Source organism: Nocardia sp. NPDC004415, from assembly GCF_053602435.1.
In genome coordinates, this window is sequence record NZ_JBSGDP010000036.1 from 28,519 (window position 1) to 46,229 (window position 17,711).

The window sequence follows — 17,711 nt, forward strand, 5'->3', positions numbered from 1 at the left end:
GTAGTGGGCTTGTCCCCTGCCGGAGTGGAGGCGATGTCGGTGAGTGGTGGAGTCGGGGCGTCGTTCGACCCGGACCGGATCGCGGGATTGCAGGGCCGGTCGACAACGCCCGCGCCGCGGGCTACCCGGGTCTGGGTGCAGGCGGCCGTGGTGATCCTCGGGTTCGTCGGGGCGCTGTATGTGATCGAGGGGATCGACACGGTCCTGTCGCACGGTCAGCCGCCGGGCACCCTCAACCAGCTCGACGGCGCCGGGATCGAACCGCGCGCGATCGGCGGGCTCGACGGGATCCTGTGGGCACCGCTGCTGCACGGCGGGTGGGACCATCTGCTCGCCAACACGCTGCCGCTGCTGGTGCTCGGGTTCGTGGTACTGCTGTCGGGGATCGGGCGCGGGATCGCGGCCACGGCCATCATCTGGGTGGTGGCCGGAGTGGGCACATGGCTCACCGCGTCGTCGGGGAGTGTGCACCTCGGCGCGTCCTCGATCGTGTTCGGCTGGCTCACGTATCTGATCTGCCGTGGCTGGTTCGCGCGCAATGTGGGGCAGATCGTGGTGGGCCTGGTGATCTTCCTGATCTACGGTTCGATGCTGTGGGGCGTGCTGCCCAGCGACCCCCGAATTTCTTGGCAGGGACATCTTTTCGGGGCGGTGGGTGGAGTGCTGGCGGGCTGGGTACTCTCATCAGATGAACGTCGACGCCGCCGTGGAGCATCGGTCGGCCGCGCAGTACCAACGCGGTAGCCGGGGATCCGGTCTGGGAAATGGGGGGATCCTGCAGTGAGCACCAGCACGCCGTGGCAGCATGAGGGTATGCGCCTTACCGTCCTCGGGTGCTCGGGCAGCGTGTCCGGCCCGGACTCCCCAGCGTCGGGTTACCTGCTGACGGGCCCCGATATGCGGCCGACGGTCATCGACTTCGGCCCCGGGATCTTCGGTGCGCTGCAGAAGCATCTCAACCCGGGTGAGGTCGACATCTTCCTCACCCATCTGCACGCCGACCACTGCCTCGATCTGCCCGCGCTGCTGGTCTGGCGTCGCTACCACCCCAACCCGCCCACCGGCCGGGCCCTGGTGCGCGGCCCGTCCGACGCGGCACTGCGCATCGGCAACGCCTCGGCCGAGATCGGCGGCGAGACCGACGACTGGTCCGACGTGATCGACTCCCAGGCGTGGGTGGAGAACACCCCGATCCCGTTCGGCCCCGGCCACACCGTCGAGGCGCGGCGGATGTACCACCCGCCGGAGTCCTACGGCCTGCGCATCACCGCCGCCGACGGCCGCGTGTTCGTCTACACCGGCGACACCGCCATGTGCGACGCGGTGGTGGAACTGGCCCAGGGCGCCGACGTGCTGATGGCCGAGGCGTCGTGGACCCACGATCCGGCGAATCGTCCTCCGGGCATTCACCTCTCGGGCACCGAGGCGGGCGAGATCGCCACCCGTTCCGGGGCCAAGGAACTGCTGCTCACCCACATCCCGCCGTGGACCTCGCGCGAGGACGTCATCGCCGAGGCGAAGGCCGCCTTCGCCGGGCCGGTGCACGCCGTGTCACCGGGTGAGAGCTTCGATCTCTAGCGTTCCCCTACACTATCCGCGTGTCGAGACGAGCCGATGGCAGAGCGGATGACGAACTCCGCGAAGTGAAGATCACCCGGGGATTCACCTCGCACCCGGCGGGGTCGGTGCTGGTGGAATTCGGGCAGACGCGGGTGATGTGCACCGCGAGCGTCACCGAGGGGGTGCCGCCGTGGCGCCGCGATTCCGGCCTGGGCTGGCTGACCGCCGAGTACGCCATGCTGCCCGCCGCCACCCACACCCGCAGCGGCCGCGAGTCGGTCAAGGGCAAGGTGGGTGGACGCACCCAGGAGATCAGCAGGCTGATCGGGCGTTCGCTGCGGGCCTGTATCGACCTGGCCGCGCTCGGTGAGAACACCATCGCCCTGGACTGCGACGTGCTCCAGGCCGACGGCGGCACCCGCACCGCCGCCATCACCGGCGCCTACGTGGCCCTGCACGACGCGGTGACCTACCTGGCCGCCGCGGGCAAACTGGCCGACCCGCAACCGATCTCGTGCATGATCGCCGCGGTGAGCGTGGGCGTGGTGGATGGCCGTGTGCGCCTGGACCTGCCGTACGAGGAGGACTCGCGCGCCGAGGTCGACATGAACGTCGTCGCCACCGACACCGGCACCCTGGTCGAGATCCAGGGCACCGGCGAGGGCGCCACCTTCCCGCGCTCCACCCTGGACAAGCTGCTCGACTCGGCCCTGGCCGGTTGTGAGCAGCTGTTCGCGGTGCAGAAGGAAGCCCTCGCGCTGCCGTACCCGGGCGTGCTGCCCGAGCCCGCCGCCACGAAGAAGTAGCCGTGGCCGTGCGTGTGCTGGTGGCCAGCCGAAATGCCAAGAAGCTGAAGGAACTGCGGCGCATCCTCGACGAGGCGGGCGTGGCCGGGATCGAACTGGTGAGCCTGGCCGACGTGCCGCCCTACGAGGAGGCGCCCGAGACCGGCGCCACCTTCGAGGAGAACGCGATCGCCAAGGCCCGCGACGGTGCCGTGGCGACCGGATTGCCCTGTGTGGCCGACGATTCCGGTATCGAGGTGGACGCGCTCAACGGCATGCCGGGCGTGCTGTCGGCGCGCTGGTCGGGCACCCACGGTGACGACGCGGCCAACAACGCCCTGCTGCTTGGCCAGCTCGGTGATGTCCCCGACGAGCGGCGCGGCGCCGCGTTCGTGTCCACCTGCGCGCTGGTGCTGCCCGACGGGACGACCACCGTGGTCCGTGGCGAATGGCCGGGCAGCATCGCGCGCGCTCCGCGCGGTGAAGGTGGCTTCGGGTACGACCCGCTGTTCCTGCCCGAGGGCGGCACCGGTTCGGCCGCCGAGCTGACCCCTGCCGAGAAGGACGCCGTGTCCCATCGTGGCCGGGCGCTGACCCAGCTCATTCCCGCCCTGGCTGCTCTCGCCTGAGATTCCTGAGCCGCCTACACGACAGAACGCCGCCGTCCCCGGAAGGGGCGGCGGCGTTCGTCGTCCGAAGATCAGAGGCTGTACTGGTTCTTCACGTCGTTGGCATTGCGGTGCTCGACGAAGAACGACAGGAACGGGATCGTGCCCGCGATGAGGGTGCCGACGGTCCGGCCGATCGGCCAGCGCACCTTGACCGCGAGGTCGGCGGTGACGAGCAGGTAGGCGAAGTACACCCAGCCGTGCACGACCGCGATCCAGCTCGGGGTGTCGACGTCGAAGCCGTACTTGGCGACCATCTCGAAGGTGAGCAGCAGCAGCCACAGGCCGGTGACCCAGGCCAGCACCCGGTAGCGCAGCAGCGCCGAGGCGATCTTGGCGCTGCTCGCGCCGCCCGCCGGGGCGCCGGGGTCCTTGTCCAGCGACGGGGCGGTGGTGTTGTTGTCGGTCACCCGGCGTTCCTCTCTGGGGCGTGCAGACCGGCCGAGCGGACCTGCGCGTCGATGTCGCTGGCATGCAAGTGCGCCAGGTACTGGTTGTAGGCGACCGTCTCCGGGTCGTCGGCCGACGCGGCGGTGGGCCGTTCGGGCAGGATGCCCGCGGGGATCTCGCGCGGAGCCTCGGCCTTGCGCGGGCGCGGCCGCTCGTCGGCGGGCGCTTCGGCCTCGCGTTCGAGCCGCACGAACCGCACGTAGGCGAATACCGCGAAGGCCGCGAACAACGGCCACTGCAGGGCGTAGCCGAGGTTCTGGCCGGTGCCCGAGGACGATTCGAACCGCTCCCACTGCCACCACGCCAGCGCGAGGCAGCCCAGCGCGACGACGACGACCAGCGCGATCAGAGCCGGTCGGTTGTGCGCCGGACGGGGCGAAGAAGCGGACACGCGCTCCACGGTACCCGCCTACTACAGGGTGCGTAGGACCAGGTCGGGCCTCAGAACTTGTAGGTGATGCCGGTCATCCGCTCGGATTCCTCCCACAGCCTGCGCTGCAGTTCGCGATCGCGGGAGATGGCGCTCGACGGGCACGCCTCGACCGGGCCCTGCGACTGCATCCACTTGTTGGGTCCCCAGTAGACGGTGGGGTCGGCGGACGGTTCGGTCGCGGCGAACAGGGTGGAGTGCGCGGCCCGGTGCGGTGGGTGGCCGACGAGCTTGATGAACGGCTTGCTCACCCGGTCCAGCGGGGTCTCGGTGCGGGCGAACAGGTCGGTCGCCGAGACGCCGGGGTGCACGGCGTAGGACTTCTTGGCCGAGCCCGCCTCGGTGAGCCTGCGCTGCAGTTCGCGGCCGAACATGAGATTGGCCAGCTTGGCCTGGGCGTAGGCGAGATTGCGCTGGTAGCGGCGGTTCTCGTAGTTGAGGTCGTCGATCCAGAGCTTGGGGGTCTGCTTGTGGGCGATGGAGGCCAGGGTCACCACCCGGTCGCCGATGCGGTCCAGCAGCAGGGCGGTGAGCGCGAAGTGGCCCAGGTGGTTGACGCCGAACTGGGTCTCGAAGCCGTCGGCGGTGCGCGAGAACGGGACGTTCATCAGGCCGGCGTTGTTGATCAGGACGTCGAAGTCGCCCTGCTGCTCGGCGAAGGCGCGCACGGAAGCCAGGTCGGCCAGGTCGAGCGCGGCCACGCGGACGTCACCGGGGATGGACTCGGCGATCGGCTGGGCCTTGGCCGCGTTGCGGCAGGCCATGATCACGGTGGCGCCCTTGCCCGCCAGTACCCGGGTGGTTTCGGTTCCGAGGCCGCCGTTGGCCCCGGTGATCACGAACGTGCGCCCGCTCTGGTCCGCGATGTCGGTTGGTTTCCATGCCATGCACCGACCTTACTCTGGAGTAAGATAGGAGGGAAGGGGTCAGCCGAGCAGGCCGGCCAGCGCGCCCGCGCAGCTGGGCCTGCGCAGCTTGGTCATCGCCTTGGCCTCGATCTGCCTGGCCCGTTCCCGCGACACCCCGAGCTCGGACCCTACCTCCTCGAGGGTGCGCGCCTCCCCTCGGTCGAGCCCGAAGCGCAGCCGGATGACGGCGGATTCGCGCTCGGTGAGACCCGTCATCGCGGCCTCGACATAGCCGCGCAGCATCTGCCCGGCGACCACGTCGGCCGGGGCGGGCGCGGTGTCGGGCAGCAGCGCGCCCAGCTCGGTGTCCTCGCCGATCGGCGCGTGCAGCGACACCGGTTCGGCCTCGAGCCGCAGCATCGTCTCCACCTGGGCCACGCCGATCTCCGCGGCTGCCGCCAGCTCCTCGACGGTGGCGGGCCTGCCGAGCTGCTGGGCCAGCTCGCGGCGCACCTTGATCACCCGGTGCAGCACGTCGGCGACGTTCGAGGGCAGCCGGATGGTGCGGCCCTGATCGGTGAGCGCGCGCCCGATCGACTGCCGGATCCAGTAGGTCGCGTAGGTGGAGAGCTTGAGCCCGCGCTCGTGGTCGAACTTCTCCACCGCCCGGATCAGGCCGAGCGTGCCCTCCTGGACGAGATCCAGCAGCGACATGCCGGTATTGGTGGGGAAGCGCCGCGCGATGGAGACGACCAGGCGCAGATTCGCCCGCACCATCTGGTCCTTGGCGCGCAGACCCGCCCGTTCGGCGCGGTGCAGCTCCGCGCGCCGCTCGGCGGTGGGTTCGATGCCCGCGGCCGCGTCGGCGTCGAGTTCGGCGCGCGCCGCGGCCCCGGCGGCGATGCGGGCGGCCAGCGCGTACTCCTGCTCGGGGGTGAGCAGGGGAGTGCGGGCGATCGCGGTGAGGTAGTCGCGGACGGAATCGGCGGTGACGTTCAAGGGAGCTCCGTTCGATACGGCGAGATCGTGGTGGGCCGGAGGGCGGGCGGGGCCGTGGGTGGCCCCGCCCGCCGGGTGCTCAGCGCCCCGGAATCCGCAGCGGGCGGCGCACGGCCGTCGACCTGGTCTGCGCCCCGCGGATGACCGGGCCTGAGTTCCGGCGGCGTGCGCCGGGGAACTGCGGGGTCGCCGTGCGGGGGCGTTCCGTGGTGAGCGGTGCGCGGACGGTGGCGTCGAGCGAATCTCGCAGTGTCGTGTATCGGGCCATATCGGCTGCTCCTTCGTCGATGGTGTGGGTGGCGGCGACGAACACAAACTTAGACTCGACCTAAAAATATGTCAAGAACAATTTTGGGACGAGTTCAGCTACGCTGGTCGACATGACCACACAGGGGCTCCGGGCCAGGAAGAAACAGCAGACCAAGGAGCAGATCTCGCACCGGGCGACCGAGCTGTTCCTCGAGCGCGGGTTCGACAAGGTGACCATCGCCGAGATCGCCGCGGCCGCCGACGTCGCCAAGATGACCGTCACCAACTACTTCCCGCGCAAGGAGGACCTCGCGCTCGACCTGGGCCCGGTCTTCACCGGCCAGCTCGCCGCCGTCGTCCGCGATCGGGCGCCGGGGGAGTCCGCGCTGGCCGCGCTGCGCACCGCCTACCTCGCCGCCGTCGAGGCCCAGGACCCGGTGATCGGTTTCAGCGGCAAGCCGTTCGCGACGATGATCACCGACAGTCCCGCGCTGGTGGCGCGCCTGCGCGAGTTCCACGAAGTCCGCGAGGCGGCGCTGGCGCAGGCGCTCGCCGAGGACACCGGCGCCGCCGCCGACGACATCACCCCCCGGGTCGCCGCGTCGCAGCTCGCGGGCGTGCAGCGGGTGCTGTTCGAGGAGATCCTGCGCCGGTTGCTGGCCGGCGAATCCGGCGACGACATCGCCGCGGCCCTGCGCGGCTACGCGCACACCGCCTTCGACGCACTCGAACCCGGCCTCGGTTCCTACGCCGTGCGTTGAGATCTCGACCTGATTGCTGCCGTGTCACTGGACTCCGCGACCACAGGGGAAAGCCCATACTGGGGCAATGCCGGAGGGTGTTGCTGTAGCCGATCCCGTCGAGCCGATGAGCCGGGCCAAGATCAATGTCATCTTCGCGACGGTGGTGCTCGGCATGCTCATGGCCGCACTCGACCAGACCATCGTCTCGGCGGCACTGCCCAGCATCGTGGCCGATCTCGGCAGCGCCGGGCACATGGCGTGGGTGGTCACGGCGTATCTGCTGGCCGAGGCGGTGGCGACCGCCCTGGCGGGCAAACTCGGTGACCTGTTCGGCCGCAAACTGCTCTTCCAGATCAGCGCGATCATCTTCATCGCCGGCTCGGCGCTGGCCGGGCTCGCCAACGGCATGGTGGTGCTGGTGATCGCGCGCGGCATCCAGGGCGTGGGCGCGGGCGGGCTCATGGTCACCTCGATGGCGCTCATCGCCGACACCATCCCGCTGCGCGAACGCGGCAAGTACCAGGGCGCGCTCGGCGCGGTGTTCGGCGTGACCACCGTCGTCGGGCCCACGCTGGGCGGGCTGTTCACCGACCACGCGAGCTGGCGGTGGTGCTTCTACGTCAATGTGCCGATCGCGATCGTCATGGTGCTGATGGCCGCGCGCACGCTGCCGCGGCTCAAAGCCGTGCAGCGGCCGGTGGTCGACTACCTGGGCATCGGCCTGATCGCGCTGGGTGTCTCGGCGCTGATCCTGGGGCTCGAGTTCGGCGGCAACGAGTTCGACTGGCTGTCCTGGCAGATCATCGGGTTGTTCGTGCTCGCCGTGGTACTCATCTACTTCTTCATCAGGGTGGAGCAGCGCGCAGCCGATCCGATGCTGCCGATGCGGTTGTTCCGCAGCCGGGTGTTCACGGTGTCCTCGGTGCTCAGTTTCATCGTCGGTTTCGCCATGCTCGGCTCGATGACCTACCTGCCCGCCTACCTGCAATACGTCGACGGTGCCTCGGCCACCGAGTCCGGCGTGCGCACCTTGCCGCTGGTCGTCGGCCTGTTCGTCACCTCGGTGTTCTCCGGGCAGGTGGTCGGGCGCACCGGGCAGTACCGGTACTTCCCGATCGTGGGCATGGCGGTGATGGCGATCGGGCTGTGGCTGATGTCGACGATGGGCCGCGACACCAGCGCCTGGCTGGAATCGCTGTACATGCTGATCCTCGGCTGTGGGCTCGGCCTGTCGATGCAGGTGCTCACCATCGTCGTGCAGAACACCGTGCCCTACGCCGACCTGGGCACCGCCACTTCCGGGGTCACCTTCTTCCGCACGCTGGGTAGCGCGTTCGGCACCGCGGTGTTCGGCACGCTCTACTCGAATCAGAGCCAGGCCGCGCTCGCCGAGGCGATGCGGGAGGTGCCCGGGGTGCCGCCGAACGCGGTGGCCGATCCGAAGGCGCTGCGTGAGCTGCCGCTGGACCAGGCCAGGCCGATCATCGACGCCTACGCGAACTCGATCGACTACGTCTTCCGCTGGGTGGTTCCGGTGGCGCTGATCGGGTTCGTGGTGGCCTGGTTCCTGCCGCAGGTGCGATTACGCGACAGCGCCCGCCACGGCGCGGGTGATGTCGGCGAGGGGTTCTCGGTGCCCGATTCGCCCGACCGGATCGTCCAGCTGGAACGCTCGGTGGCCACCACGGTGCGCCGGGCCAGGGCGAAGGGCCCGATCATGCCGCAGATCGTGGCCGCCTCGGGCAGCTCGCTGGCCCCCGATACCGCCTGGGGCCTCGCCCAGATCTATCTCGCGGACAAACAGGGCCACCCCGCCGCCGCGCACGCCATCGCCTACCGGCACCGCGTCCCCGTCGAGATCCTGCTGCCCGTCTTCCGCAATGCCGTCGACGAGGGTCTGCTCGCCGACGACGGCGGCACCCTCACCCTCACCGAATCCGGCACCGCCGAGGTCGGCAAACTCCGCGCGGGCTGGCGCCGCTGGCTCGGCGACCGCCTCGACGACTGGAACTCCGACGACCCCGCCGACCGCGCCCTGCTCGACCAGGCCCTCACCGACATCGCCGCCAAACTCCTCGACCAGGGCGCCGACGACGACCTCACCGTCAAGACCTGACCCGCCGTGCCACAGTGGATTCCCGTGGCACACAACGACGACGCCCAGACCCTCCGGCGAATGGCGAGCCTGGCGACCCCGATGGCCCTGCGGGTCGCGGCGACCCTCGACCTCCCCGACCGCCTCGCCGACCACCCGGCCGACGCGGCCGCCCTGGCCACCGAACTCGACACCGACCCGGTCGCCCTCGAACTCCTGCTCGCCCACCTCGCGACCCTCGGCGTCGTGGAACCGACCGCCGCGGGCTATCGCACGACCGCGTTCGGCGCGCATCTCGGCACCGGCGCGGCCTTCACGAACATCCTGTTGCGCCTGGACTCCGCGGCCGGGCGCGCCGAACTGGCTTTCGTCGAGCTCGCGCACAGCGTCAGCACCGGTCAGGCGGCCTATCCGCGCCGCTACGGTCAGGACTTCTGGGCCGATCTCGCCGAATCCGCCGAGCTGCGGACGTCTTTCGACCAGCAGATGGGCCTGCGGTTCCGCGATCAGGCCCCGCGGATCGCCACCGGGTTCGACTGGTCACGCTTCGCCACGCTCGTCGATGTCGGCGGCGGCCGCGGTGACCTGCTCGCGGCGATCCTGCACGCGCATCCGGACGTCCACGGCCACCTGGTCGACCTCGCCCCCACCGCGACCGCGGCGCGCGACCTGTTCGCGGCCCGCGGGCTGGCCGGGCGCACACACGTGAGCGCGCGGAGCTTCTTCGACCCGCTGCCCGCCGGGGCCGACGCCTACCTGCTCTCCGACATCCTGCACGACTGGGACGACCACCACGCCGACCGGATTCTGGCCCGCTGCGCCGAGGCCGCCGGGACGACGGGCCGGGTGCTGGTGGTGGAGCCGGTCGGCGGTCAGCGGGCGATGAGCGAGATGGATCTGGCCATGCTCGTCATCTACGGCGGCCGGGAGCGGCGGATCGAGGAATTCCAGGTCCTGGCCGCCGCGCACGGGCTGGTTCTCGACGCGGTGGCGGACCTGACCGAGCAGCGCTGCCTGCTGGAATTCCGGCCCGGCGTTCCTGATAACCCCGCCGGACACTCCTTGCCCGGCGATTACTCGTAGACGTATATTCGTAGACGAGTAAGGAGGTGGGTGTGGCGGGCAAGCGCAAGGTGAACAACCTGCTGGCGCTGGCGGTGCTGTCGGTGATCGTGCAGCGGCCGATGCACCGCTACGAGATCGCGGCGACGCTGCGGGCCCACGGCAAGGACCGGGACATGGACATCAAGTGGGGTTCGCTCTACACGGTGGTCCAGAACATGGCCAAGGCCGGATTCCTCGAGGTGGTGGGCAGCGAGCGGGAGGGAGCCCGCCCCGAGCGGGTGATCTACCGGATCACCGACGCCGGACGGGCCGAGATGGCCGACTGGACCCGGGAACTGCTCGCGCGGCCCGAACCCGAACACCACCGGTTCACCGCGGGCCTGTCGATCCTGGCGGTCCTGCCGCCCGACGAGGTGATCGCCCTGCTCGGCACCCGGATCGACACGCTGACCCGGACCATAGAGACCACGCGAAACGACCTCACCGCGCTGACCGGCACCCTGCCCCGGCTGTTCGTCGTCGAATCCGAATACGGCCTGGCGATGCTGGAAGCCGAACGCGCCTGGGCGGATTCCCTGCGCGAGGAACTGCGCACCGGCACCTTCGACGGCCTCGACGCCTGGCGGCAGTGGCACGCCGACGGCATGCCCACCGACCGGATTCCCGCACTCGGCGAAAGGGGGAGCGACTAGCGGCGCCCCGAACAGACACCGGACCCGATGGTGTGCGGCAACACCCCACCGGGCCCGGCGAAACCGTCCCGACACCGTGCTCGCACGGAGAACCCACGCGCACCCGGCCCCGAGGCAGGCAACCACAGGATAACCGGGTGACGCGGCACAGATCTGGAGATCACCCATGTCCCGAACCCGTACCGCGCTGATCATCGGCGGTGGCATCGCCGGACCCGTCACCGCCGCCGCGCTGCACCGCGCGGGCATCGACGCCCACGTCTACGAGGCCTATTCCGGCCCGTCCGACGGCATCGGCTCCGGCCTCGCCCTGGCACCCAACGGCCTCGCGGCCCTCGACCTGCTCGGCGCGGGCGATGCCGTGCGCGCCATCGCCCTGCCCTGCGCGCACATGCGCCTGGCCGTCGGCGGCCGCGAACACGAGCTGCCGATGCTCGCCGACCAGCCGCCGCTGCAGGTCGTCGACCGGGGCGAACTGCACCGCGCCCTGCACGACCACGCCGTCGCTGCCGGGGTGCCGTTCACCTACGACAAGCGCCTGACCCACGTCGAGGAACACCCCGACGGCGTCACCGCGCACTTCGCCGACGGCACCACCGCCACCGCCGACATCCTCGTCGGCGCCGACGGCATCCGCTCCACCGTGCGCACTCTCATCGACCCCGAGGCCCCCGGGCCCGACTACACCGGCATGCTCGGCTTCGGCGCCCAGATCGACTGCGATCCGGCCCTGCCCGACGACACCATGGTCTTCGCCTTCGGCGCCAAGGCGTACTACCTGTACTGGAAGCACGCCGACGGCCGCGTCACCTGGGGTGCGAACCTGCCCAGCGCGCAGTACTACTCGCTGACCGAGGCCCGTGCCGTCCCGGCCGAGTACTGGCTGCGCGTCCTGCGCGAGACCTACGCCCCCGACACCCCCGGCGGCGAATTCGCCCGCCGCACCACCGCCGCGAACCTGGAGATCACCGGCGCGCTGCACATCATGCCGCCGGTCCCGCACTGGTACCGCGACCGGCTGGTCCTGGTCGGCGACGCGGTGCACGCCCCGTCCAACAGCTCCGGCCAGGGCGCCTCGCTGGCCATCGAGAGCGCCGTGCAACTGGCCCGCTGCCTGCGCGACCTCGACACCCCCGCCGAGTCCTTCGCCGCCTACGAACGACTGCGCCGCACCCGCGTCGAGGACATCACCGCCCGCGCGGCCAAGATCAACCACAGCAAGACCCCGGGCCCGCTCGCCCGCAAGATCATGAACGCGCTCATGCCGTTGATGGTCCGCACGGTGATGAACCCGGAGAAGACCATGGGCGCCGAACGCCGCTACCGCATCGACTGGGACGCCCCGGTCCAGCGCGAACCGGCCGCGACCAGCTGATCCGTCCGCTGCCCGGCACCGACCCGCCGGGCAGCGGGTACCTAACGATCAGCCGGCGCGGGTATCGGCTCGACCGCCGCCCGCTCGGCCCGCACCACGGTGAACACCGTGACACACACCGCCAGCCAGATCAGCCCGATCGTCCACCCCGCCAGCACATCGCTGAGCCAGTGCACACCCAGATAGACCCGCGACAATCCCACCGCGACCGGGAACAGCACCGCGAGCACGGTCGCGACGACGCGCACCCACTGCCACCGCAGCCGGGGGATCAGGGTGATGGCCACGATGCCGACCACCACCGTGCTGCCCAGGGTGTGTCCGGACGGGTACGACAGGCTCGGTTCGTAGACCAGCCTGCTCAGCTCCGGCGGACGATTCCTGCCGACGAGCTGCTTGATCACCACGACGAGCAGGCCCGCGCCGAGCGAGGTGACCGCGACCAGCACCGCGCACGCCCAGTGCCGCTGCCACAGCAGCCAGCACACGGTGATCGTGGCGAGCACCGTCATCGACAGGGTGTCGCCGAGATCGGTGATCACCCTGGCCACCGAGGTGAGGGGTTCGCCGCGGTGGGCGATCATCCAGTCGAGGACGCGCGCGTCCAGCCGGGTGACGGCGGCGCCGCTGTCGACCTGCCAGGTCAGCACCGCGACCACCACCGCGGCGGCCGCGATCAGCGCGGCGGTGAGTGGCAGGCGGCGGCCCAGCGCGGACCAGGCGATCTCATCGGGCGGGGGACGTCGAGAGGCGATCGGCATAACTACCAGATTGCCAGCTCGCGCGATCAGGCCTCGAAAACGACGGTGTTGCCCGCCACGTCGCGCGTGCCCGCGACCTTCTTGATCGCCTTCACCAGGTCGGCGACGGTGTCCCAGGTGCGTGGGGGTTCGGCCTCGATATTGCCGATCGTGTACCAGGTGTCGGTACCCCGATAGCGGACGAGACCTCTACCGGTGTCGTCGAGCATGACATCAAGCTCGCCCGACACCGTCCCTTCCTCTTCGGTCATGACGGCGCTCTCGGCGGTGATCTCGATGGACTCGCTTATTTGAACTCTCCTCGACGGACGCAGTCGTCGACTGCGGTGCGCAACGCGGTGTGCTCGGCGGTATCAACGGTCAACGCGTACTTTATCTTCACCTTGACGTAGTGCTCGACATAGGCGCACCGGAAATTGCCCGGCGGCAGGTAGTTCGCCGGGTCCTGGTCACCCTTGGAGCGGTTGGCCGAGGGGTCGGCGGCGACCAGGTTGAGCGAGTCGTTGGCGATGCGGCGGCGGGTGTCCTCGTCGCGGTCGGCCGCGCCGGAGCGCCACGCTTCGGCCAGCGCCACAATGTGTTCGGCGTCGACCTTGGACGGGTCGGTGATGAACTTGTACGGGCCGAGCTGACCGGTCTTCTTGTCGATGAAGCCGTAGTGGTCCTGCCAGCCCGCGCCCGCGGGGATGTTCAGCTCGCAGGTCTTGGGGTCGAGGGTGACCTTGCCGGTGGCGTCACGCAGCATCATCACTTCGCGGCTGGTGCATTTGGTGTACTGGGCGAGGTCGCCGCCGAAGCCGTGCTCGGGCTTGTTGGTGTCCCAGTGCGGGAACTTCTCCCGGGTGTAGCCGGTCATCGGGCCCTCTTTCGCCACGACCAGCTTGGCGACCAGATCCCCGATCTCCTTGCCCGAGACCGTCGCCGCGCCCGCCGAACCGGGGCCGGGCACGGTGGGACTCACCTTGTCCAGCAACGTGTTCGCGACCGTGAGCGCGATGGCGAAGATCGCCGCCGCGGCCAGTGCCAGCACCGCCTTGCCGATCGGAGAGCCGCTGATCGAGGACCATTTCATGCCCGTACCACCCACATGCTTCGTCGAGAGATGAACCGGCACAACCTATCGGCCGTACCCGGTGGAGTCGAGCGCGACGCGCGCGCCTCGATAGCGTTCGCCTATCGAGTGAGGTGACCCCCGGAATCACCGGGCAAACAGATGGTGACGCATTTCACGTCAATCCGCCAGCGAACCGGCCTCGGGCGGAATTCCGGTGTCCAGGAAGCGGATCAGGCGGGCGATGCGCGCGGCGTGATCGGCGCAGCGCTGGAACTGACTGCCCAGCAGGGCCAGGTCGATCGCGGCGCCCGCGTCGACCTGTGCCGCCGGTGCGATCAGGGCGGTGCGCAGCTCGGCGCACAGGGCGCTCATGGCATCGGCGTCGGTGCCGTCGTCGGCGACGAACCGGCCGGTCGCCACCGACGAACTTACCCGCGCAACGCATTCCGCGGCCAGCGTGCCCATGGCCACCAGCGCGGCGAGCACCGGCGCGGGCGCGACCGCGCGCGGATGGGCCCGATAGACGTACTGCCCAGCGGTTTCCGTGCGACGGCCGATGCGCGAGAGCTCCCCGGCGATCTGGATCGCGGTCACCACATGGCGTAGGTCGCGCGCGACGGGGGCCTGGAGCGCGAGCAGTGCCATGGTCCGGGTTTCGCAGGCGGCGAACATCTCCTGGAGTCGCTCGTCGAGTGCGAAGACCTCGTAGGTCGCCGCGAGATCGGCGCCTGCCAGCGCCTCGGTGACCCGTTCGGTCGCATCGTGGGCCAGGCGCGACATGAGGGTGAGCTCGTTGGACAACTCGACGAGCTCGAGGGTGAACTGGGTCCGCACGCGCTGAATTGTTCCCCATCGGGGCGCGTGGAGTGAATCCATCGAGGGAATCCGTGATCTCCGGGCAATTCGGACACACCTGGAAGGATGGGGGGCATGATTGCCGCGTTGACGACCAGATGGACCCTGTACGTGCCCATACTCGCCGCCCTCGTGCTCGCACTCAGCTGGGGGCGTTCCGTGCCGGGATTGATCGTCGCGCTGGTGAGTCTGGCGCTGGTCGGCGCCGTGCTGGCGGCGGTGTATCACGCGGAGGTGGTGGCCCACCGGGTCGGTGAACCGTTCGGCTCGCTGGTACTGGCGGTCGCGGTGACGGTGATCGAGGTCGCGCTGATCGTCACCATGATGGTCTCGGGCGGGGAGAAGGCGGCCTCGCTGGCGCGCGACACCGTCTTCGCCGCGGTGATGATCACCTGCAACGGCATCTTCGGCCTGGTGCTGCTGGTCGGCGCCCTGCGCAGGCGGGTCGCGGTGTTCAATTCCGAGGGCACCGGCGCCGCCCTGGCGACGGTGGCCACCATCGCGACCTTGAGTCTGGTGCTGCCCACCTTCACCACCAGCAAACCCGGCCCGGAGTTCTCGGTGGCCCAGCTGGCCTTCGCCGCGGTCGCCTCGCTGCTGCTCTACGGCCTGTTCGTGATGGTGCAGACGGTGCGTCATCCCGACGACTTCCTGCCCGTCGAGGACGGCGGCGCGGTGGACGACGACGATGACCCGCATGGTGCGCTGCCGTCGAAGAAGACCGCGCTGATCAGCCTCGGCCTGCTGGTACTGGCCCTGATCTGCGTGGTCGGCCTGGCCAAGGTGGTCTCGCCGACGCTGGAGTCGGCGGTGAACTCCGCCGGGCTGCCGCAGTCGGCGGTCGGCGTGGTGATCGCGATGCTGGTGCTGCTGCCCGAGACGCTGGCCGCGGTGAACTCCGCGCGCCGCAATCGCGTGCAGATCGGCCTGAACCTGGCCCTGGGTTCGGCGATGGCCAGCATCGGCCTGACCATCCCGGTGATCGCGATCGCGACGATCTGGCTCAGCGGCCCGCTGGTGCTCGGCCTGGGTGCCACCCAGATGGTGCTGCTCGCGCTCACCGTCGCGGTGGGCACGCTCACCATCGTTCCCGGCCGCGCGACGCTGCTGCACGGTGGCGTCCACCTGGCGTTGTTCGCCGCGTTCGTGTTCCTGGCCGCCAGTCCGTAGCTGAAGTGTTGCGGATCACAAGGGTCCGTTAGCTGTCATCGGAACGCCGCGAAAGAGACGAGGGTCACTACTCGGAAATTTTGTTGTGACGCAGAGTACCGGTTAGCTTGCTGGAGTTGGCACCGACGCCGAAGCCAGAGAGTGCGGTATGAAAACCACCATCCGCCGCGCTTCGCGAGTGGGCCGGGGGCATCCCTGATGTCCACCGATCTGCATTCCGCGAAGCCGGATTCCGCTAGCCAGATCGTCCGCAAGAATTTCACCGACACGGTCGTGTCGTCGTTGCGGACCTTCGGTCGCGCGGTCGACCTCGCCCAGGAGTCGGTCACCGGCACGATCACCGATGTCGCGCGCCGTCAGTTCCAGTGGCGCGAGACGCTGGTGCAGGCCTGGCGCCTGATCACCGTCACCGCCATCCCCGCGATCCTGATGGCCATCCCGTTCGGGGTGATCGTCTCGATCCAGGTCGGCAACCTGATCCACAGCCTGGGCGCGGACTCCATGCTCGGCGCCACCGGCGGTCTGGGCGTCATCAAGCAGGGCGCCCCGATCGCGACGGGCTTCCTGCTCGGTGGCGCCGGCGCGGCGGCCATCGCGGCCGACCTGGGCGCGCGCACCATCCGCGAGGAGATCGACGCGCTCAACACCATGGGCATCAGCCCGGTGCACCGGCTGGTCATCCCGCGCATGATGGCGATGCTCATCGTGGCGCCGATGCTCAATGTGCTGATCATCTTCGTCGGCGTGCTCGCCGGATACGCGGTCGCCGTCGGCGGCCAGGGCGTCACCCCGGGCAGCTACTGGTCGACCTTCGGCTCCTTCGCCACCGCCGGTGACGTGTGGGTCTCGCTGCTCAAGGCACTGATCTTCGGCTTCCTGGTCGTGGTCATCTCCTGCCAGCGCGGCCTGGAGGCCAAGGGCGGTCCGCGCGGTGTCGCCGACGCGGTGAACGCCGCGGTGGTGCTCTCGGTGGTCTCGATCGCGATCGTGAACCTGCTGGCCACCCAGATCAGCGCCATGTTCCTGCCGACGAAGTTGGCGTGATGGCTGCCTCCTCCTACATCCCCACCTCGCTGCACTGGCTGCGCAAGCCCGCGCGCCTGGGTCGCAAGATCACCTCCGCGGGCGAGTCGCTCGGCTTCGTGGCCGTGTTCGTCTGGCAGGTGCTGTCCTCGGTGCCGCTCACGCTGCGCCGCTACCGCGACGAGACGCTGCGCGCGGTCACCGACATGACCTGGGGCCGCGGCTCGATCATCGTCGGCGGCGGCACCGTGCCGATGATGATCGTGCTCGGCCTGGTCATGGGCGCCTCGGTCGGCGTGGAGTCCTTCGCCTCGCTCGACATGCTCGGCATGGGCCCGGTCACCGGCGTCATCTCGGCCTACGCCACCACCCGTGAGCTGGCCCCGATCGCGGCGGCCATCGGCTTCGCCGCCCAGGCGGGCTGCCGGATCACCGCCGAGATCGGCTCGATGCGCATCTCCGAGGAGATCGACGCCATCGAAGCGCTCGGCCTGCGCTCGGTGCCCTTCGTGGTCACCACCCGCGTGATCGCCGGCGCCATCGCGATCGTGCCGACCTTCCTGATCGCGCTGATCCTGTCCTACGGCGCCTGCCGCGGGCTGCTCACGATGGTCTACGGGCAGTCGGCCGGTGTCTACGACCACTACTTCTTCCAGTTCATCTCCGGCTTCGACATGATCGCCGCGGTGATCAAGGTCGCCGTGTTCGGCACCGTCGTGATCCTGGTGCACAGCTATTTCGGATTCTTCGCCACCGGTGGCCCCGAGGGCGTCGGCATCGCCTCCGGCCGCGCGGTCCGGGCCAGTTCGGTGGCGATCGTCGCCATCGACATGGTGCTGTCGATCGTGCTGTGGGGCTTCAACTCGGCGATCAGTTTTACGGGGTGAGG

20 protein-coding genes are annotated in these 17,711 nt (G+C 69.8%); 12 read left to right on the forward strand and 8 right to left on the reverse strand.

All coding sequences use genetic code 11. From position 1 onward, the window contains the following. Positions 1-33 precede the first annotated feature (33 nt). From ACWEMY_RS18175 to rdgB, 4 genes are all read left to right on the forward strand, one after another. On the forward strand, positions 34-744 hold the full coding sequence (locus tag ACWEMY_RS18175; RefSeq protein WP_452390991.1) for a rhomboid family intramembrane serine protease: 711 nt from the start codon (positions 34-36) through the stop codon (positions 742-744). Positions 745-813: 69 nt separating this feature from the next. Continuing rightward, positions 814-1,578: a cyclic nucleotide-degrading phosphodiesterase gene (locus tag ACWEMY_RS18180; protein WP_375938606.1), complete on the forward strand. Its 765-nt coding sequence runs from the start codon at positions 814-816 to the stop codon at positions 1,576-1,578. Between the two features lie 20 nt (positions 1,579-1,598). Further along, positions 1,599-2,366, forward strand: coding sequence for a ribonuclease PH (gene rph / locus ACWEMY_RS18185; protein WP_452390967.1), 768 nt, complete (start codon positions 1,599-1,601; stop codon positions 2,364-2,366). Between the two features lie 2 nt (positions 2,367-2,368). Next, entirely contained in the window at positions 2,369-2,974 is a 606-nt protein-coding gene (gene rdgB / locus ACWEMY_RS18190) for an RdgB/HAM1 family non-canonical purine NTP pyrophosphatase (RefSeq protein ID WP_452390968.1), read from the forward strand. A 71-nt stretch (positions 2,975-3,045) separates the two neighbouring features. Here rdgB and ACWEMY_RS18195 read toward each other — a convergent pair whose 3' ends face one another. The 4 genes from ACWEMY_RS18195 to ACWEMY_RS18210 are packed head-to-tail and all read right to left on the reverse strand — an operon-like array spanning position 3,046 to position 5,740. Further along, positions 3,046-3,393, reverse strand: coding sequence for a DUF3817 domain-containing protein (locus tag ACWEMY_RS18195; protein ID WP_375938685.1), 348 nt, complete (start codon positions 3,391-3,393; stop codon positions 3,046-3,048). 26 nt (positions 3,394-3,419) lie between these two features. Further along, complete coding sequence (locus ACWEMY_RS18200) at positions 3,420-3,854, reverse strand: transcriptional regulator (protein ID WP_452390969.1); 435 nt, start codon at positions 3,852-3,854, stop codon at positions 3,420-3,422. 50 nt (positions 3,855-3,904) lie between these two features. Further along, a complete protein-coding gene (locus ACWEMY_RS18205) occupies positions 3,905-4,780 on the reverse strand; it encodes an oxidoreductase (protein ID WP_452390970.1) in 876 nt (291 codons plus the stop codon). Between the two features lie 39 nt (positions 4,781-4,819). Next, complete coding sequence (locus tag ACWEMY_RS18210) at positions 4,820-5,740, reverse strand: sigma-70 family RNA polymerase sigma factor (RefSeq protein ID WP_452390971.1); 921 nt, start codon at positions 5,738-5,740, stop codon at positions 4,820-4,822. Between the two features lie 380 nt (positions 5,741-6,120). Here ACWEMY_RS18210 and ACWEMY_RS18215 point away from each other — a divergent pair, with 380 nt between their 5' ends. From ACWEMY_RS18215 to ACWEMY_RS18235, 5 genes are all read left to right on the forward strand, one after another. Next, the gene (locus ACWEMY_RS18215; protein WP_375938585.1) at positions 6,121-6,750 is read left to right on the forward strand and encodes a TetR/AcrR family transcriptional regulator; all 630 of its coding nucleotides are present in this window, start codon (positions 6,121-6,123) and stop codon (positions 6,748-6,750) included. Between the two features lie 67 nt (positions 6,751-6,817). After that, the gene (locus tag ACWEMY_RS18220; RefSeq protein ID WP_452390972.1) at positions 6,818-8,848 is read left to right on the forward strand and encodes an MDR family MFS transporter; all 2,031 of its coding nucleotides are present in this window, start codon (positions 6,818-6,820) and stop codon (positions 8,846-8,848) included. 24 nt (positions 8,849-8,872) lie between these two features. Beyond that, positions 8,873-9,910, forward strand: a complete 1,038-nt coding sequence (locus ACWEMY_RS18225; protein ID WP_452390973.1) for a methyltransferase — start codon at positions 8,873-8,875, stop codon at positions 9,908-9,910. A 32-nt stretch (positions 9,911-9,942) separates the two neighbouring features. Next, positions 9,943-10,584: a PadR family transcriptional regulator gene (locus ACWEMY_RS18230; RefSeq protein WP_452390974.1), complete on the forward strand. Its 642-nt coding sequence runs from the start codon at positions 9,943-9,945 to the stop codon at positions 10,582-10,584. Positions 10,585-10,750: 166 nt separating this feature from the next. Continuing rightward, a complete protein-coding gene (locus ACWEMY_RS18235; RefSeq protein ID WP_452390975.1) occupies positions 10,751-11,959 on the forward strand; it encodes an FAD-dependent oxidoreductase in 1,209 nt (402 codons plus the stop codon). Between the two features lie 41 nt (positions 11,960-12,000). Here ACWEMY_RS18235 and ACWEMY_RS18240 read toward each other — a convergent pair whose 3' ends face one another. The 4 genes from ACWEMY_RS18240 to ACWEMY_RS18255 all read right to left on the reverse strand — a co-directional run bounded on the left by ACWEMY_RS18240 (position 12,001) and on the right by ACWEMY_RS18255 (position 14,608). Next, entirely contained in the window at positions 12,001-12,720 is a 720-nt protein-coding gene (locus ACWEMY_RS18240) for a phosphatase PAP2 family protein (RefSeq protein WP_452390976.1), read from the reverse strand. 26 nt (positions 12,721-12,746) lie between these two features. Then, on the reverse strand, positions 12,747-12,971 hold the full coding sequence (locus tag ACWEMY_RS18245; protein WP_375938567.1) for a hypothetical protein: 225 nt from the start codon (positions 12,969-12,971) through the stop codon (positions 12,747-12,749). A gap of 35 nt (positions 12,972-13,006) precedes the next feature. Continuing rightward, a complete protein-coding gene (locus ACWEMY_RS18250; protein ID WP_375938564.1) occupies positions 13,007-13,792 on the reverse strand; it encodes an HNH endonuclease family protein in 786 nt (261 codons plus the stop codon). Between the two features lie 159 nt (positions 13,793-13,951). After that, positions 13,952-14,608 (reverse strand): phosphate signaling complex PhoU family protein, encoded by a 657-nt coding sequence (locus ACWEMY_RS18255; RefSeq protein WP_375938561.1) that lies wholly within the window; start codon positions 14,606-14,608, stop codon positions 13,952-13,954. 96 nt (positions 14,609-14,704) lie between these two features. Between ACWEMY_RS18255 and ACWEMY_RS18260 the strand changes: the two genes are divergently transcribed. The 3 genes from ACWEMY_RS18260 to ACWEMY_RS18270 all read left to right on the forward strand — a co-directional run bounded on the left by ACWEMY_RS18260 (position 14,705) and on the right by ACWEMY_RS18270 (position 17,709). Then, on the forward strand, positions 14,705-15,799 hold the full coding sequence (locus ACWEMY_RS18260) for a calcium:proton antiporter (protein ID WP_452390977.1): 1,095 nt from the start codon (positions 14,705-14,707) through the stop codon (positions 15,797-15,799). A gap of 198 nt (positions 15,800-15,997) precedes the next feature. Beyond that, positions 15,998-16,843, forward strand: coding sequence for an MlaE family ABC transporter permease (locus ACWEMY_RS18265; RefSeq protein WP_375938555.1), 846 nt, complete (start codon positions 15,998-16,000; stop codon positions 16,841-16,843). After that, entirely contained in the window at positions 16,843-17,709 is an 867-nt protein-coding gene (locus ACWEMY_RS18270; protein ID WP_278266093.1) for an MlaE family ABC transporter permease, read from the forward strand. Before ACWEMY_RS18265 ends, ACWEMY_RS18270 begins: the two co-directional genes overlap by 1 nt. The last annotated feature ends 2 nt before the right edge of the window (positions 17,710-17,711 follow it).

Bases quoted from the DNA above. Each gene is read 5' to 3' on its own strand.
- ACWEMY_RS18220 (WP_452390972.1), top strand. From the start codon at position 6,818: ATGCCGGAGGGTGTTGCTGTAGCCGATCCCGTCGAGCCGATGAGCCGG.
- ACWEMY_RS18235 (WP_452390975.1), top strand. From the start codon at position 10,751: ATGTCCCGAACCCGTACCGCGCTGATCATCGGCGGTGGCATCGCCGGA.
- ACWEMY_RS18175 (WP_452390991.1), top strand. From the start codon at position 34: ATGTCGGTGAGTGGTGGAGTCGGGGCGTCGTTCGACCCGGACCGGATC.
- ACWEMY_RS18245 (WP_375938567.1), bottom strand. From the start codon at position 12,971: ATGACCGAAGAGGAAGGGACGGTGTCGGGCGAGCTTGATGTCATGCTC.
- ACWEMY_RS18260 (WP_452390977.1), top strand. From the start codon at position 14,705: ATGATTGCCGCGTTGACGACCAGATGGACCCTGTACGTGCCCATACTC.
- ACWEMY_RS18205 (WP_452390970.1), bottom strand. From the start codon at position 4,780: ATGGCATGGAAACCAACCGACATCGCGGACCAGAGCGGGCGCACGTTC.
- ACWEMY_RS18215 (WP_375938585.1), top strand. From the start codon at position 6,121: ATGACCACACAGGGGCTCCGGGCCAGGAAGAAACAGCAGACCAAGGAG.
- ACWEMY_RS18240 (WP_452390976.1), bottom strand. From the start codon at position 12,720: ATGCCGATCGCCTCTCGACGTCCCCCGCCCGATGAGATCGCCTGGTCC.
- ACWEMY_RS18265 (WP_375938555.1), top strand. From the start codon at position 15,998: ATGTCCACCGATCTGCATTCCGCGAAGCCGGATTCCGCTAGCCAGATC.
- ACWEMY_RS18180 (WP_375938606.1), top strand. From the start codon at position 814: ATGCGCCTTACCGTCCTCGGGTGCTCGGGCAGCGTGTCCGGCCCGGAC.
- ACWEMY_RS18270 (WP_278266093.1), top strand. From the start codon at position 16,843: ATGGCTGCCTCCTCCTACATCCCCACCTCGCTGCACTGGCTGCGCAAG.
- ACWEMY_RS18250 (WP_375938564.1), bottom strand. From the start codon at position 13,792: ATGAAATGGTCCTCGATCAGCGGCTCTCCGATCGGCAAGGCGGTGCTG.